Source organism: Bartonella sp. ML70XJBT, assembly GCF_028618425.1.
Lineage (GTDB): Bacteria > Pseudomonadota > Alphaproteobacteria > Rhizobiales > Rhizobiaceae > Bartonella.
Genome location: NZ_JAQISX010000016.1, coordinates 17,040 through 31,732, shown reverse-complemented (window position 1 = coordinate 31,732; position 14,693 = coordinate 17,040). Strand labels below are relative to the sequence as shown.

At 37.8% G+C, this 14,693-nt stretch carries 13 protein-coding genes; 7 read left to right on the top strand and 6 right to left on the bottom strand.

Annotated elements, in window-relative coordinates; translation table 11 throughout:
• The first annotated feature begins 81 nt into the window (after positions 1-81).
• The 7 genes from gltX to PVV65_RS06955 all read left to right on the top strand — a co-directional run bounded on the left by gltX (position 82) and on the right by PVV65_RS06955 (position 7,754).
• On the top strand, positions 82-1,512 hold the full coding sequence (gene gltX, locus PVV65_RS06985) for a glutamate--tRNA ligase (RefSeq protein ID WP_273789688.1): 1,431 nt from the start codon (positions 82-84) through the stop codon (positions 1,510-1,512).
• Positions 1,513-1,780: 268 nt separating this feature from the next.
• Complete coding sequence (gltA, locus tag PVV65_RS06980) at positions 1,781-3,076, top strand: citrate synthase (RefSeq protein WP_273755292.1); 1,296 nt, start codon at positions 1,781-1,783, stop codon at positions 3,074-3,076.
• A 323-nt stretch (positions 3,077-3,399) separates the two neighbouring features.
• Entirely contained in the window at positions 3,400-4,152 is a 753-nt protein-coding gene (locus PVV65_RS06975; RefSeq protein ID WP_273755293.1) for a transporter substrate-binding domain-containing protein, read from the top strand.
• A 492-nt stretch (positions 4,153-4,644) separates the two neighbouring features.
• Entirely contained in the window at positions 4,645-5,397 is a 753-nt protein-coding gene (locus tag PVV65_RS06970; RefSeq protein WP_273789687.1) for a transporter substrate-binding domain-containing protein, read from the top strand.
• A 77-nt stretch (positions 5,398-5,474) separates the two neighbouring features.
• Entirely contained in the window at positions 5,475-6,197 is a 723-nt protein-coding gene (locus PVV65_RS06965; protein ID WP_273755295.1) for an ABC transporter permease, read from the top strand.
• The gene (locus PVV65_RS06960; RefSeq protein ID WP_273789686.1) at positions 6,194-6,901 is read left to right on the top strand and encodes an ABC transporter permease; all 708 of its coding nucleotides are present in this window, start codon (positions 6,194-6,196) and stop codon (positions 6,899-6,901) included. Before PVV65_RS06965 ends, PVV65_RS06960 begins: the two co-directional genes overlap by 4 nt.
• Positions 6,902-6,980: 79 nt before the next feature.
• Entirely contained in the window at positions 6,981-7,754 is a 774-nt protein-coding gene (locus tag PVV65_RS06955; protein WP_273789685.1) for an amino acid ABC transporter ATP-binding protein, read from the top strand.
• Between the two features lie 20 nt (positions 7,755-7,774).
• Here PVV65_RS06955 and lpxB read toward each other — a convergent pair whose 3' ends face one another.
• The 6 genes from lpxB to bamA all read right to left on the bottom strand — a co-directional run bounded on the left by lpxB (position 7,775) and on the right by bamA (position 14,664).
• Entirely contained in the window at positions 7,775-8,971 is a 1,197-nt protein-coding gene (gene lpxB, locus PVV65_RS06950) for a lipid-A-disaccharide synthase (protein WP_273789684.1), read from the bottom strand.
• A complete protein-coding gene (locus tag PVV65_RS06945; RefSeq protein WP_273789683.1) occupies positions 8,964-9,836 on the bottom strand; it encodes an LpxI family protein in 873 nt (290 codons plus the stop codon). Before PVV65_RS06945 ends, lpxB begins: the two co-directional genes overlap by 8 nt.
• Positions 9,837-9,838: 2 nt before the next feature.
• Complete coding sequence (lpxA, locus tag PVV65_RS06940) at positions 9,839-10,663, bottom strand: acyl-ACP--UDP-N-acetylglucosamine O-acyltransferase (protein WP_273789682.1); 825 nt, start codon at positions 10,661-10,663, stop codon at positions 9,839-9,841.
• 23 nt (positions 10,664-10,686) lie between these two features.
• Positions 10,687-11,154 carry a 3-hydroxyacyl-ACP dehydratase FabZ gene (gene fabZ / locus PVV65_RS06935; RefSeq protein WP_273789681.1) on the bottom strand — a complete coding sequence of 156 codons (468 nt, stop codon included), beginning with the start codon at positions 11,152-11,154 and terminating at the stop codon, positions 10,687-10,689.
• 1 nt (position 11,155) lies between these two features.
• Entirely contained in the window at positions 11,156-12,202 is a 1,047-nt protein-coding gene (gene lpxD / locus PVV65_RS06930) for a UDP-3-O-(3-hydroxymyristoyl)glucosamine N-acyltransferase (RefSeq protein WP_273789680.1), read from the bottom strand.
• 65 nt (positions 12,203-12,267) lie between these two features.
• The gene (gene bamA, locus PVV65_RS06925; protein ID WP_273789679.1) at positions 12,268-14,664 is read right to left on the bottom strand and encodes an outer membrane protein assembly factor BamA; all 2,397 of its coding nucleotides are present in this window, start codon (positions 14,662-14,664) and stop codon (positions 12,268-12,270) included.
• Between the last annotated feature and the right edge of the window lie 29 nt (positions 14,665-14,693).

The window sequence follows — 14,693 nt, the reverse complement described above, 5'->3', positions numbered from 1 at the left end:
TATTGCACACCCCGTCACCTATGCTAACATAACCTTTCTATAAAGTTCCATAAGTATATCTCAATTTAAAGGAAAATATTCGTGTCTGTTATTACTCGTTTTGCCCCCTCTCCCACAGGATTTCTTCATATTGGTGGTGCTCGTACTGCTCTTTTTAATTGGCTTTATGCAAAACATACCGGTGGAAAAATGCTTCTACGCATTGAAGATACAGATCGAGAACGCTCAACAGAAGCAGCTGTAAAAGCCATTATAGATGGCCTACACTGGATGGGACTTAGTTATGATGGTTCCCCTATTTCGCAATTCGAACGTGCAGAACGTCACCGCCAAATCGCCGAACAGTTGGTCAAAAATGGCAAAGCGTATTATTGTTATGCCTCACCTGAAGAGTTAGCTGAAATGCGTGAAAAAGCCCGTGCAGAAGGACGCCCCCCTCGTTATGACGGACGTTGGCGTAACCGGGATGCTTCTGAAGCGCCTCAAGGTGTCAAACCTGTTATTCGCATCAAAGCTCCTGAGGAGGGAGAAACAGTTGTACACGACCGTGTTCAAGGTGATGTTCATTTTCCTAATAAAGATTTAGATGACTTTATTATCTTGCGCTCTGATGGTTCGCCTACCTATATGCATGCTGTTGTCGTTGATGATCACGATATGGGTGTCACACATATCATACGGGGTGATGATCATCTAACCAATGCAGCCCGACAAACGATCATCTTTAAAGCTATGGGATGGGATATTCCTGTTATGGCTCATATTCCTCTTATCCATGGTGAAAATGGTGCAAAATTATCAAAGCGGCATGGTGCGCTGGGTGTTGATGCTTATAAAACAATGGGATACCTTCCTGCTGCTTTGCGCAATTATCTTGTCCGTTTAGGGTGGAGCCATGGTGATGACGAACTTATGTCACTTAAAGATATGATTTCTTGGTTCGATATTGAAGATATTAACAAAGGTGCTGCTCGTTTTGATCTCAGAAAGCTCGATTCCATCAACGGACATTATATGCGCATGAGCAATGATCAAGAACTTTTTGATGCCGCTCTTGATATTCTACCAGAAACCAATGGGGGAGCACAAATCATTGAAAGACTTGATGAACAACGTCGTGTTCAATTTTTCAAAGCAATCCCACATTTGAAAGAGCGTTCAAAAACACTGTGTGAACTGATTGACAATGCCTCCTTCATTTTTACGCAGAGACCATTACAGCTTAGCGAAAAAGCACAAATGCTTTTAGATAAAAATGGACGAACCATTTTAAATGATCTTTACCTTTCCTTAAAAGCTTGCCCCTCTTGGGATACAAAAGCTCTCGATGAAACTCTTCGCTCTTATATCCAAACACAGAATCTTAAATTTGGATCTATCGCCCAACCTCTTCGTGCGGCTCTCACAGGATGTACCACATCGCCGGGTGTTTTGGATGTTCTTATTTTACTAGGACGCGATGAAGCTCTTCATCGCATTAGTGACCAACTTATCACAACGATAGGTTCATGATGTGTTCTAGGTATATCTCCTCAAATGAGTATCTCATGTAGATACTTCAACGTAATCTAAAAAGAGTTTTTTTATCTTATATCATTGAAATACAGTTTTTATTGAGTAATAATGATCAATAAGGAAATGTTTTTAGATTGCATGTCCTCATTTTTAGAGGCAATCTACCCTCAATACAAGTAAGAAAAGCTTCAGTTATTATATATCTCACACTCTCATGAAGCAGAGTCTTAATTTTTAGAAGAGAAGGATCTGAAAGGAATACCGAATGTCTGAGAATAACGCGCATATTATTGTGAACGATAAAAAAGTAGAGCTTCCCCTGCGTAAAGGCACGAGTGGACCCGAGGTCATCGAAATCGCTTCTCTCTACAAAAAAACCAATATTTTTACCTATGATCCTGGTTTTACTTCAACAGCTTCTTGTGAATCAAAAATTACTTATATTGATGGCGATAAAGGGATATTGCTTTATCGTGGATATCCTATCGAACAATTAGCTGAAAAAGGAGACTTTCTCGAAAGTTGTTATCTTCTCCTTTATGGGGAACTCCCAACACAGAAAGAAAAAAACGACTTTGATCGATGTATCATGCAGCATACAATGGTCCACGAGCAATTTTCACGCTTCTTCCACGGCTTTCGTCGTGACTCTCATCCCATGGCTGTCATGGTTGCCTGCCTTGGTGCTATGTCTGCTTTCTATCACGACTCTATTGATATTACAGATCCACACCAGAGAATGATTGCTTCTGTTCGTCTTATCTCAAAAGTTCCAACACTTGCTGCTATGGCTTATAAATATAGTATTGGACAAGCATTTGTTTATCCCCGCAATGATCTTAGTTATGCTACAAATTTCCTCCGTATGTGCTTTGCTGTTCCTTGTGAAGAATATAAAACAAACCCTGTACTTGCTCGGGCGATGGATCAAATCTTTATCCTTCATGCCGATCATGAACAAAATGCTTCTACATCTACGGTACGTCTTGCTGGATCATCAGGTGCTAATCCGTTTGCCTGTATTGCAGCAGGTGTTGCATGCCTTTGGGGACCAGCGCATGGTGGTGCCAATGAAGCATGTCTAAAAATGCTACAGGAAATAGGTTCTATTAAAAGAATTCCTGAATTTATTGCACGTGCAAAAGATAAAAATGATCCTTTCCGCCTTATGGGCTTTGGTCATCGCGTCTATAAAAATTATGACCCACGTGCAAAAATCATGCAAAAAACTTGTCATGAAGTTTTAAAAGAGCTCAATATTCAAGATGATCCGCTTCTTGATATTGCAATAGAACTGGAAAAAATTGCCTTAAGTGATGAATATTTTATTGAGAAAAAGCTTTATCCCAATGTTGATTTTTATTCCGGCATTACATTAAAAGCTTTAGGCTTTCCAACCGAAATGTTTACTGTTCTTTTTGCATTAGCACGCAGTGTTGGGTGGGTAGCACAGTGGAAAGAAATGATTGAAGATCCTGCACAAAAAATTGGTCGTCCTCGACAACTCTATACAGGCTATGCTATGCGTGACTATGTTCCTATAGATAAACGTGTTAATTAAAGAAAGAAATCAATAAAGCTTCAGTAAACTGAAGCTTTATTATAAATGAGTAAACAACATCCTTTAAAATTTTTTACAACGATGATCAATTAATTTTAAATGAAACTATTAAAGTTCATCCCATCATTAACAATAGCTTTCTTTCCTATATTTCTCCTCCCATACTTGTTGATACAAATAAATCATTTTTTTGACTATGGTCCAGTGTAATAATAATAACAAAATGGGGACAGATAATTTTTTACATTGCTCCTAAAGAGCTTACAGATTATAAGGGGGCTTCATCGTTTCATATTTTTCAGCTTATTGAATAGGAGAACATTATGAAGTTATTAATAAGAGTTCTTATAATAAGCGCAACACTCTTTACCCTACCAGCTAATTCTCAAACTTTGAAAATTGCAAGTGATGCTTCTTATCCCCCTTTTAGTTATATTGACTCAAATAATGAGCTTAAAGGGTTTGATATTGATATATCTTATGCTCTTTGTGAAAGAATGAATATTGAATGTACCATTGTCACGCAAGAGTTCGAGGGGATGATTCCCGGTCTTCTGGCAAAAAAATACGATGCGATTGTTTCTTCCCTTTCTCCTACAAAAGAGCGCTTGCAAAAAGTTGATTTTACAGATCCTTACTACAACACAGTACTGGCAGTTATTGTTACCAAGGCTTCAGAAATTAAAGAAATCTCGACACAAGCCTTTAGAGGTAAAAATCTTGGTGTACAATCGAATACAACACAATCTGCCTATGTAGAAGACCACTATGCTTCTGAAGGTGTAAATATCAAACTCTATCCTTCTACAATAGAAGTCAATCGTGACCTTTTAAACCATCGGCTTGATATCATCATCTTTGATAAAGTAAAGGCATTAAATTGGCTTGAAAATGAAGGAAAGGATTGCTGTAAGCTTCTAGGAACTTTAGAAGAAACAAAATTTCCTGTCGCAATTGCAATCCGTCAAAATAATAATGATCTTAAAAATAGCTTCAATAAAGCAATACAAGAAATTCGTGCTGATGGAACCTATGAAAAAATTATGAAAAAATATTTTACATTCGATCTCAATTAAATATCACAATGGATTGAAATTAATCTCTTTAAGGAAGATTTTTTAACTCTTTGTTGAATATGCAAGTGTAATTAGAAATTCAGTGTCTTGAAAGGTTTGGATTTATCAAAGATAATAATTTCTAATTATTTATCGATTTTTGAATGTTTATGGAATCCAATGATAACAATGAGATTTTATTTTATTAGAATCTAATTTTTTATGTTAAAATTGAATAATCTTATTTTAAAAGAACAATCTCCAATCTTTACTCCTACAATGATGCAAATTAGTCGTTTCAGGAAAGTTGAGCTATCATACAAGCAATAAGATATTTATTCTTCTTTCAATCAATAAAAAAGATAATTTTTGGGGTAATAATGTCTAGTATCATAATCTAATATCATAATCTAAAATAAATACCGATAAATTTTTGCATTGCTCTAGAAAAGCTTACAGATTATAAAAACGTGACAACTTCATATTTTTCCGCTTATCCAATAGGAGAATATCATGAAACTATTAGCAGGAGCTCTTATAATAAGCGCTGCGCTACTTACCCCATTGGCTGATGCGAAAACATTAAAAATCGCCAGTGAAGGCACTTATCCCCCTTTTAGTTATATTGACTCAAATAATGAGCTTAAAGGGTTTGATATTGATATATCTTATGCCCTTTGTAAAAAAATGAATGTTGAATGTACCATTGTCACGCAAGATTTTGAGGGAATGATCCCTGGACTTATTGCAAAAAAATATGATGCTATTGTTGCTTCTCTTTCTCATACACAAGAGCGTTTACAAAAAATTGATTTCACAGATCCTTACTACGATACAGCACTGGCTATCATTGTTACCAAAGCTTCAGGAATTAAAGACATTTCGACACAAAGCTTTAGAGGCAGAAATCTTGGTGTGCAATCGAATACAACACAAGCTATTTATGCGGAAGATCATTATGCCTCTGAAGAGGTAAAAATCAAACTCTACCCTTCTACAATAGAAGTGAATCGTGACCTTTTAAATCATCGACTTGATCTGATTATTGTTGATAAATTACAAGCATTAAATTGGCTTAAAAATGAAGGGAAAGATTGCTGTCTCCTCTTGGGAACTCTGGAAGAAACTAAATTTCCTGTTGCAATCGCACTGCGTCAAAACAATAATGATCTTAAAAATAAGTTCAATAAAGCAATAAAAGAAATCCGTTTGGATGGAACTTATGAGAAAATTATGAGAAAATATTTCACAAACGATGTTTATTAAATGTCACTATGATATTTAAATAAAATCTACTGTTTACTTCTAAAAAATTATCTAACTCTTTCATGAGGAACGCGAGAATGATTGAAAATTTAGCATTGCTATCATTTAGCAGTGGTGGATGGGGAACGGTTATACTTTCTAGCGCAGGAGTGACATTGTCATTGGCGTTATGTTGCGGCTTTCTAGGACTTCCTCTAGGACTTCTAAATGCAGTGATGATTCGATCCAATATTAAGATGGCTAAAGCTATAGCACGTCTCTTTTCAACAGTATTTCGTGGACTACCAGAGCTTTTAACCTTGTTTTTAGTGTACTATGGATTACAAAGCCTTATTCAAAATATCTTTGACTATTTTAATCTTGAAGTCATGTTCAGTATCAATGCTTTTGTTGCTGGTGTTCTTGCACTGAGTATGGTTTTTGCCGCTTTCTCTTGTGAAGTTTGGCTTGGAGCATTCAACATTTTTGATAAAGGGCAATATGAGGCTGCTAAAGCTTTAGGGCTTTCACGCTCAACCACATTCTTTCGTATTGTCTTCCCTCAGCTCATTCGAAATGCCTTGCCAGGACTTTCTAATAATTGGCTTACTTTACTGAAAGATACATCCCTTGTTTCAACCATCGCACTTGTTGATCTCATGCGACAAACGAATTTAGCTGTCGCTGCAACCAACAAACCCATGCTATTTTATCTTGTAGCATGCTTACTCTATTTATTATTTTCAGCGTTTTTTGGCACAATCCTACGCCATTTGGAAACATACACTCAAATAGGCTATAAAAAGGTGCAAAGTCAATGATTCCTGAGTGGCTTTATTTCCTTTTTAATCCTGATCTTTTAAGCCGTTATGGGCCAAAATTTATTGATGGCTTGATTGTTACTGTCGAGCTTGTCTCTATCTCTTGTTCTCTTGGTTTTTTTCTTGGTATGCTTATCGCTTTTGCACGTTTATCAAAGAATACATTTTTACAATATTTTGCAAATGTTTATGTCTATTTTTTCCGCGGCTCTCCTTTGTTAGCCCAACTCTTCCTTTTTTATTATGGGCTTGGTTCAATGAACAGTTTTTGGCAACAGGTTGGTCTATGGTGGTTTTTTCAAAACGCGTGGTATTGTTGTCTTTTTATTTTCACACTCAATTCTTCTGCCTATCAATCTGAGATCTTTAAAGGAAGTTTTCTATCCGTAACCACGGGACAGCGTGAAGCATCAAAAGCTTTAGGTCTGAGCAATTCTGTCACATTTTTTAGAGTTATTCTTCCACAAGCAATGATTGTAGCATTACGTCCCTTGGGAAATGAGTTGATTTTAATGATTAAATCGAGTGCCATTGCCTCACTGGTTACTGTTTATGATTTAATGGGGATTGCTAAACTCACTTATTCGCGTACATTCGATTTTCAAGTTTACGTTTGGGCCACACTTATCTATCTTTTTATTGTTGAACTCATTCACCGTTTTATTGTTTTTATTGAACATCATCTCACGCGATATTTACGGTAAAAAAATGATCATAAAAAAACTTTACCAAACAAAAATGTTGAATTAATCAATTTATTCATCAATGAAAGAATAAAGCAAGATGAATTTAAAAAATAATCAATCAATCTCTCCCAATCAGAACTCTGTGATCTCCATTCAAAATCTTAATAAATGGTATGAAAATTTTCAGGTCCTCCATGATATCAACTTTGATGTTCAAGCTGGTGAACATATTGTTATCTGTGGGCCATCCGGATCAGGAAAATCAACGTTAATTCGTTGTATTAACCAATTAGAACAAGCACAAAAAGGTTCAATCTGTATTCATAATGTTGATATCAATACTGCTCCTATACAACAGCAAAAAAATGTTCTGCGAAAGATAGGAATGGTTTTTCAGAACTTTAATTTATTTCCCCACATGAGCGTTATACAAAATTGTATTTTAGCCCCTATGACAGTTCAAGGGCTTTCCAAACAACAAGCAAAAGAACGGGCAATTCGTTATTTAACGCATGTCGGTATTGAAAAACACTGTGAAAAATATCCTTTACAACTTTCTGGTGGACAACAACAGCGTGTTGCAATTGCCCGTGCGCTTTGTATGGAACCTGAAGTCATGCTTTTTGATGAACCCACTTCTGCTCTTGATCCAGAAAGTGTGGGAGAAGTTTTGGAAGTGATCGCTCAATTGGCCGATACTGGAATTACAATGCTTTGTGTTACCCATGAAATGAGCTTCGCAAAAAAAGTCTCAGAAAGAATACTCTTTTTAGAAAATGGAAAAATTGTTGAAGACACAGCCTCTGATAAATTTTTTACCAACCCTAAAAGTCAACGTGCTTGTGAATTTCTTGCTAAAATTAAACATTAATTATCAAGATATTGCTTTATTTATACAATTTTACCTTTGCTTTTTAAAAGAGTGATAATTTTTTGCGCGCCCACAATCCCTGATGGGATTTCAGTTTTCATTTTCTGTTCCACCACCTCAAAAGCATCGAGCTGAGCCTGGCGCGATAAAGGATTAGATAAAAGTTGTTCTACCTGTCTTGCTAACATGCCAGGACGTATCAATTCATTTAAATATTCTGGAATAATAGGTTTATCAGCAATAATATTTGGAAGAGCAGCACTCCATAACATCATTTTAGGAAAAATAAATAATTTAGAAAAATGATCAAGTTTATAGCAAAGGACCGTAGGAATTTTTGCTAAAGCTAATTCAAGAGAAACTGTTCCATGGGCTGCAAGAGCAACATCTGCTTGTGCAAAAGCATGCCATTTTTCATCTTCACCAACAACAATTTCTACCTTGCTTTTCCAGTCCTGCACAAAGTTACGGATTCTATTCACTAAGTAGGGTAAAGTTGGTAAAATAATCTGTAAATGAGGGATACGTTGTATGAGAATCTCCACTGTTTCTCGAAAAATAGGCATTAAAGAACGAATCTCTAAATTGCGTGATCCTGGCAAAATAATCAATGTGGGCGATGATGTTTGTTGACCACACAAATTTCTTTGTTCTACTTGGCGTTTTTTTTCTAACTGAACTCTCAAAAGAGGAGGATATGTCAAAAGACGATGTCCAACATAGGTGGTAGCAGGACCTCCCAAATCCTGCATAATCTTTTCTTCAAAAGGAAAAACTGCTAAAACATGATCAACAAATCCCCGCATAGCTTTTGCACGCTCTGGCCTCCATGCCCAAACGGTTGGTGCAATATATTTAATAATCGGAATAGAAGGTGCTAAAGCACGTACCTTTTTTGCAACACGATGCGTGAAATCAGGACTATCAACGATAATTAAGCAATCTGGTTGTTCTTGTGCGATAAATTTGGATAAATTGCGAATATGGAGCAGCAGCAACGGTAATTTTTTCAATACCTCCTTTAAACCTATTAAAGCAATATCATGAGAATCAAAAAAGGGGGTTAAACCTAATGCCTTTAAATGCCTCCCCCCAACACCTATCAAATGAATGTTACATCCTATTTGTTGTGATAAACAAGAAATTAAATCTGCCCCGAGAAAATCGCCAGATTCCTCACCTGCAACAATAGCAACTTTTAAGAAACAATCATTCATGATCAAACTTTTCAAAGGTTTCTATAAATAGAGAATATTTGTTGGCTTTTTCTATTGTTGTTTTCAACGATAATATGAGACTTCTATTTGCCTCCACCGCAATTCCAGATAAACCACTCTTTGCAATATTCATTATTGTCGTAGGCCCAATTGATGGCAAATCAACGCGATTATCCTGTTGTGGCTTTGCACATTTTACAAGAACACCACCTTGAGGGGGAATTTGCCCTCTTTCTCGCATTTCACAAACACGCCATAACATATTATCGGTTCCCTCAGCGCCCTCCAAAGCAACTACCCTTCCTTGAACAACCACAACGGCTTGTCCAATATCTAATTGACCTAAAAGCTTTGCTGCTTCTGCTGCTAAAAAAATATCTTTCTTTTCTTTCTTTGTAGCACGCCGTACTGTTAAATTAAATTCTATGGGCGCTAAAAGATCTGGAACTATCTCGTGAGCACCGATAACACAAAAACCATGCGCTTCAATAACTCGTATAAAAGCTTTTAATAGCGCATCATCACCCCTCCTCAAAGCCCCAATTAACTTAGGAAGAGCTAAAAATGTTGTCCAGTCCAATCGCAATTGTGTAAGGAGTGGTCGCTTTTTCACACCACCTGCTAAAACAACATTATAAACTCCAGCTTTTTTTAAGATTTTAACCAGTCGCGCTAACTCTACAATTGATAGCTCGCAGTGCTCATAGCGATAAAGAACAGAATCTGCCTCACCCTGCAAAAGCACAAGAAAAGGATTCTCTCCATTCTTCTCAAGAGCCTGCGCAACAGTAATCGGTAGAACACCACTTCCTGCTATAATAGCAGTACGGCCGGAAAAAAAATTTCTGGCACCCCAAATAGGCATTTTTAATCCTTATGTCCTTTTATTCTATCACCTTCAAATTTTGGTGTACAATAAAAACGCTTTCCTTCTTCCTTAATAAAATTAACAACGTCAGCAACCGACTGAGAAGAAGAATAAAAAGAAGCAACATCATTAACACGCTCTTTAAAGGGCTTGCTATGATCAAAAAGCATCCCAACCGCATGACGGAGTGCGTGAATATCTTGACGCTTAAGCCCTGCACGCTTCATGCCAATAATATTGAGCCCGGCAAGTTTTGCCTGCACACCAACAGCTGTTCCATAAGGAATCAGATCACCCACTAGTGCAGATACACCGCCAATAAATGCATGATGCCCAACACGAACAAATTGGTGAACAGCAGCACCACCACCGATAATCACATAATCACCAACAGTAACATGACCAGCAATCATTGCATTATTAGCAAATGTTACATGATTGCCCACATGACAATCATGAGCGATATGCGCATAACAAAAAAATTGACAATTATCACCAATAACTGTCATTCCTACACTCGAATCAGAGCCTCTATGCATTGTGACGCCTTCACGAATCGTACAATTCTTACCGATAGAAAGGGTCGTAGCTCCCCCTTTATGTTTATTATTTTGCGGCTCTTCCCCCAAAACTGCATGAGAAAATACTTTACTCTTGGCTCCTAACGTTGTCTTTCCCCTTATTACAACATGACTTGTCAAACTACACTCATCACCAATAACAGCCTCTGAACTAATATGGCAAAATGGTCCAACGCGTACATTCTCACCAAGCTGCGCTCCCTTCTCCACAAGAGCAGTTGGATGGATTTTAGTACCGGACATTTTTAATTTCCCATCAATATCGTTTATTCTTCTTCAACAATCATCGCAGCAATTTCTGCTTCAGCGACGCGGACATCTTCTACTTTTGCAACACATGAAAAACGCCTCATACCAGATCTCTTTTTCAAAAGCTGAACATGAATTTTAAGCTGATCACCAGGCATAACAGGTTTACGAAATTTTGCCTTATCAACCGTCATAAGGTAAACTAAATTTGTTTGCTGATTGCCTAAATTTAAAAGTGCTATTGCTCCAGCCGTTTGTGCCATAGCTTCTAAAATCAAAACTCCAGGCATAACAGGTTTTGTAGGAAAATGTCCCGTAAAATGCGGTTCGTTAATCGTTATATTTTTAATACCAATCGCTTCTTGTTCACCATTAATATCAACGATACGATCGATCAATAAAAATGGATAACGATGCGGTAATATTGATAGCAGTTTCTCAATATCAACAGCCTCTAAATCTCTAGTTCCTTCAGTGCTGATCATCTCAGCTTTTCTCCTTTTTAACTTTTCCCATACTGCGCAATGTCGCCACTTCACGAAACCATTGTTTAAATGGTCGTGCTGGGCTTCCCCCCCATTTTTCACCATCCGGAATATCATTCATAACGCCACTACGACCAGCAATCTGAACACATTTACCTATTACGATATGATCCGCTACTCCAACCCCTCCGCCAAGCTGAGACATATCCCCTATTGATGTACTCCCCGCAATTCCACATTGAGCAGCAATAAGGCAATAACGACCAATTTTTACATTGTGGGCAATTTGTACAAGATTATCAATCTTACTTCCTTCTCCAATAACAGTATCTTGAAATGTCCCTCGATCAACCGTAGTATTCGCACCAATTTCCACACCATCCTCAATAATAACGCGACCAAGTTGTGGAATTTTCTCAATTCCAGCTTTTCCCCCAACATAACCAAAACCATCTTGCCCAAGGCAAACACCAGGATAAAGCTGAACCCTATCACCTATTAATGAACATTGAACGGTTACTTTAGGAGCAATATAGCAGTCACGTCCAATACGGCAATTTTCACCAATAACAGCTGTGGATGAAATAAGAGTTCCTGCACCAATCTCAACATTTCTACCGATAACAGCTCCCGCTTCAATACACACATCATGGGCAAACTTAGCCGTTGGATGAATATGCGCATGCGGTGAAATTTCTTTCTGTCCTAACCAAGGCATTGGCTTGACAGAATCAGGAAACAAAATACGACCAACATAAGCAAAATCACGCTGCGGTGTGGATGTCACCAAAATTGCCATCGTGTCAGGAACTTTAAAAACAATATCATTCGTACAAAAAACAGCAACAGCAGAACTATCTCGTAGAGCATCAGAAAATTTCCGATGCTCCACAAAAATAAGAGAGCCTTCCACAGCACTCTCAAGCGAAGAAAGAGTATTAATAACTTTATGAGAAAACTCTGGATTAAGAAGCTTTGCACCCGTCAACTCAGCAACATTTGCAACTGTCAATTGCCGGGACGGCGTAAAAAAAAATGTATCCGCCATCAAAAAACTTTCTCTCCCAGCTTAAGTTATTCTCTTCAAATTTTTCCTTCTTAAAACCACACAAATTAGAACTTCGTAGAAATACCAAAATTCAATTGCTGCAAACGATCACCCTCCTGCTTTGTTATTGGCCAAGCATAATCAAAACGCAAAGGACCAAACGGAGAATCCCACATCAAACTCACACCTGCAGATGAGCGCCAAGCACTTTTGGTATGGGTAACAGGCGGTTCACCCTTAAAAACGGCTTTATAATTATTGCCATAGAGCGTAGCGACATCCGCAAATAAAGCACCGCGCAATCCAAATCCTTCAGGCACAACAGGAATGGGAAACTGTACCTCAGCAGTCGCATTCATATATGTCGTTCCCCCTAAGAAATAAACTTCACCCTTACTGGAAACCTGACGAGGACCTATTCCATTGTATTTGAACCCTCGGATCATATCAGTATTTGCTTTAAACATATCGAAAATACGAACACCCTCTTTGCCTATTTCATGGATATAACCACCGCCAAAGGAAAGTAAACCAACAATATCCTTCTGATCAGAAAGAGTCTTGTACATCATCGCCTTACCCGTGGTTTTCAAGAACTTTGCACTCCCGCCAAGTCCTGCATACTCCTGAAGAAGATGCACATACCATCCATCATGAGGGTTTCTCATATCATCAATCGTATTATAGGTAAAACCATAACTAATCGATGAGCGTTTCCAAGGACTGTGCTTAGCTGCTTGAACAATCGCACCAGAATATTTCCCATATAACTCTATTATATCACTCTCTTTGTTGAAATCATACTCTCCGCCAAAATCATATTCTTCTTGCACATAAGAATAAGCAACATTCGCAGATAATTGATTATTAATAGGCAACGAAAACCGTAGCGATCCTCCTGTCTGCCGTACATCATAGGCTTTATCAGCACGATAAGTGCTGCGAAAAACATCAACGCCAGCCGATAAGCGGTACCCTAAGAAATAAGGATCAACAAATGATAAATTATAATTACGGGATTTCTCTTGCCCCGCTCCTAACCCTAAACGAACGTACTGACCACGTCCTCCAAGATTACGCTCAGTAACAGAGACTTCAAGTGACATACCAGGGCTTGTTCCCCCCGTTGTATAACCTCCAGAAAGAGAGAGATCTCCTGTTGAAGCTTCAACGACATCTATCACCAAAATAACCTGGTCAGATTGCTCAGTGGGAACCATTGAAATATTAACGGCTTTGAAGAAGCCTAAACTTTCTAAACGACGTTTTGCCCGCTGTAATAAAGTCTGATTGTAAGCATCCCCTTCATTTAAATCGATCTCACGACGAATGACGTAATCACGCGTTTTCTCATTGCCCCGTATATCAATACGCTGAATATATGCACGCGTACCTTGTTCAATATTATATAAAATTGAAATCGTATGATTTGCTAAATTACGGTTTCCCCGCGGTTCAACTTTAGCAAAAGCATATCCTGAATCAGCAACCCTATTATTAATAATAGCAACAGACTGTTCAATATCTTCTGCACTATAAACATTACCTGGCTGAGTTTTAAGCTTGCCCTTCACAGATTGAACGTCAATCCCATCAACATCACTTTCAACCTGAATATCACTAATTTTATAGCGCGGACCTTCATCAAGAACGAACGAAATTTTATACGTATTGCTTGCAGCATCAAAAGTTGCCTTAGAAGAGACAACACGAAAATCTGCATAACCACGATTATAATAAAAGCGCCGTAAAGCTTCTTCATCCGCAGCGAGGCGCTCTTCGCTGTAAACATCACCTCCCAACAACTTCGAAAAAATTCCTGAAGATTTTGTTGAAATCACATCACGCAACCGGCGGCTTGCAAAGACAGTATTTCCCTTAAAAGTGATATCTCTAATCTTTGTTTTTTGTCCTTCAACAACATTAAACACCACATTAACACGCCCTTTTCCAAGGTTAATCGTTTGAACGTTAACAGTGATATTATTACGACCTAGAGTTTTATAAGCCTCACGAATTGTATTTATATCAGCAGACAGCTTAGCAGAATTAAAAGGTTCATTTGGCTTTAAAGAAATAAACCGTTTAAGATCTGGGTCTTTAAAAGATTTATTTCCCTGAAATAATATTTGATTAACAACCTCATATTCTTTTACGAATACAACCAATTTATCACCTACTTGATTTATTTTAACATCATAAAATAAACCTAATTCGAAAAGATTCTTCACAGCATGATCAACATCACCACTGGAAATCCCTTGTCCAGCCCTAATGCCCATATTGTCCCGAATCGCCTGAGAACTTACAAACTTATTCCCACGAACCTCAATAGAACGGACTAGAGATGCTTGTATTTCCCCAACCACAGCAATTGACATAAAAACCGTTGCTGGGACAATCATCCCCATCTTTAACACCAACACAGATGCTGCATTTAAAAACTTTGAATTCGTAGTCATTGGCTTTTTTCACCTTACTCTTGTTCCTT

Bases quoted from the DNA above. Each gene is read 5' to 3' on its own strand.
- PVV65_RS06970 (WP_273789687.1), top strand. From the start codon at position 4,645: ATGAAACTATTAGCAGGAGCTCTTATAATAAGCGCTGCGCTACTTACC.
- PVV65_RS06965 (WP_273755295.1), top strand. From the start codon at position 5,475: ATGATTGAAAATTTAGCATTGCTATCATTTAGCAGTGGTGGATGGGGA.
- bamA (WP_273789679.1), bottom strand. From the start codon at position 14,664: ATGACTACGAATTCAAAGTTTTTAAATGCAGCATCTGTGTTGGTGTTA.
- PVV65_RS06945 (WP_273789683.1), bottom strand. From the start codon at position 9,836: ATGCCTATTTGGGGTGCCAGAAATTTTTTTTCCGGCCGTACTGCTATT.
- gltA (WP_273755292.1), top strand. From the start codon at position 1,781: ATGTCTGAGAATAACGCGCATATTATTGTGAACGATAAAAAAGTAGAG.
- lpxA (WP_273789682.1), bottom strand. From the start codon at position 10,663: ATGTCCGGTACTAAAATCCATCCAACTGCTCTTGTGGAGAAGGGAGCG.
- PVV65_RS06975 (WP_273755293.1), top strand. From the start codon at position 3,400: ATGAAGTTATTAATAAGAGTTCTTATAATAAGCGCAACACTCTTTACC.
- PVV65_RS06955 (WP_273789685.1), top strand. From the start codon at position 6,981: ATGAATTTAAAAAATAATCAATCAATCTCTCCCAATCAGAACTCTGTG.
- fabZ (WP_273789681.1), bottom strand. From the start codon at position 11,154: ATGATCAGCACTGAAGGAACTAGAGATTTAGAGGCTGTTGATATTGAG.
- lpxB (WP_273789684.1), bottom strand. From the start codon at position 8,971: ATGAATGATTGTTTCTTAAAAGTTGCTATTGTTGCAGGTGAGGAATCT.
- lpxD (WP_273789680.1), bottom strand. From the start codon at position 12,202: ATGGCGGATACATTTTTTTTTACGCCGTCCCGGCAATTGACAGTTGCA.
- PVV65_RS06960 (WP_273789686.1), top strand. From the start codon at position 6,194: ATGATTCCTGAGTGGCTTTATTTCCTTTTTAATCCTGATCTTTTAAGC.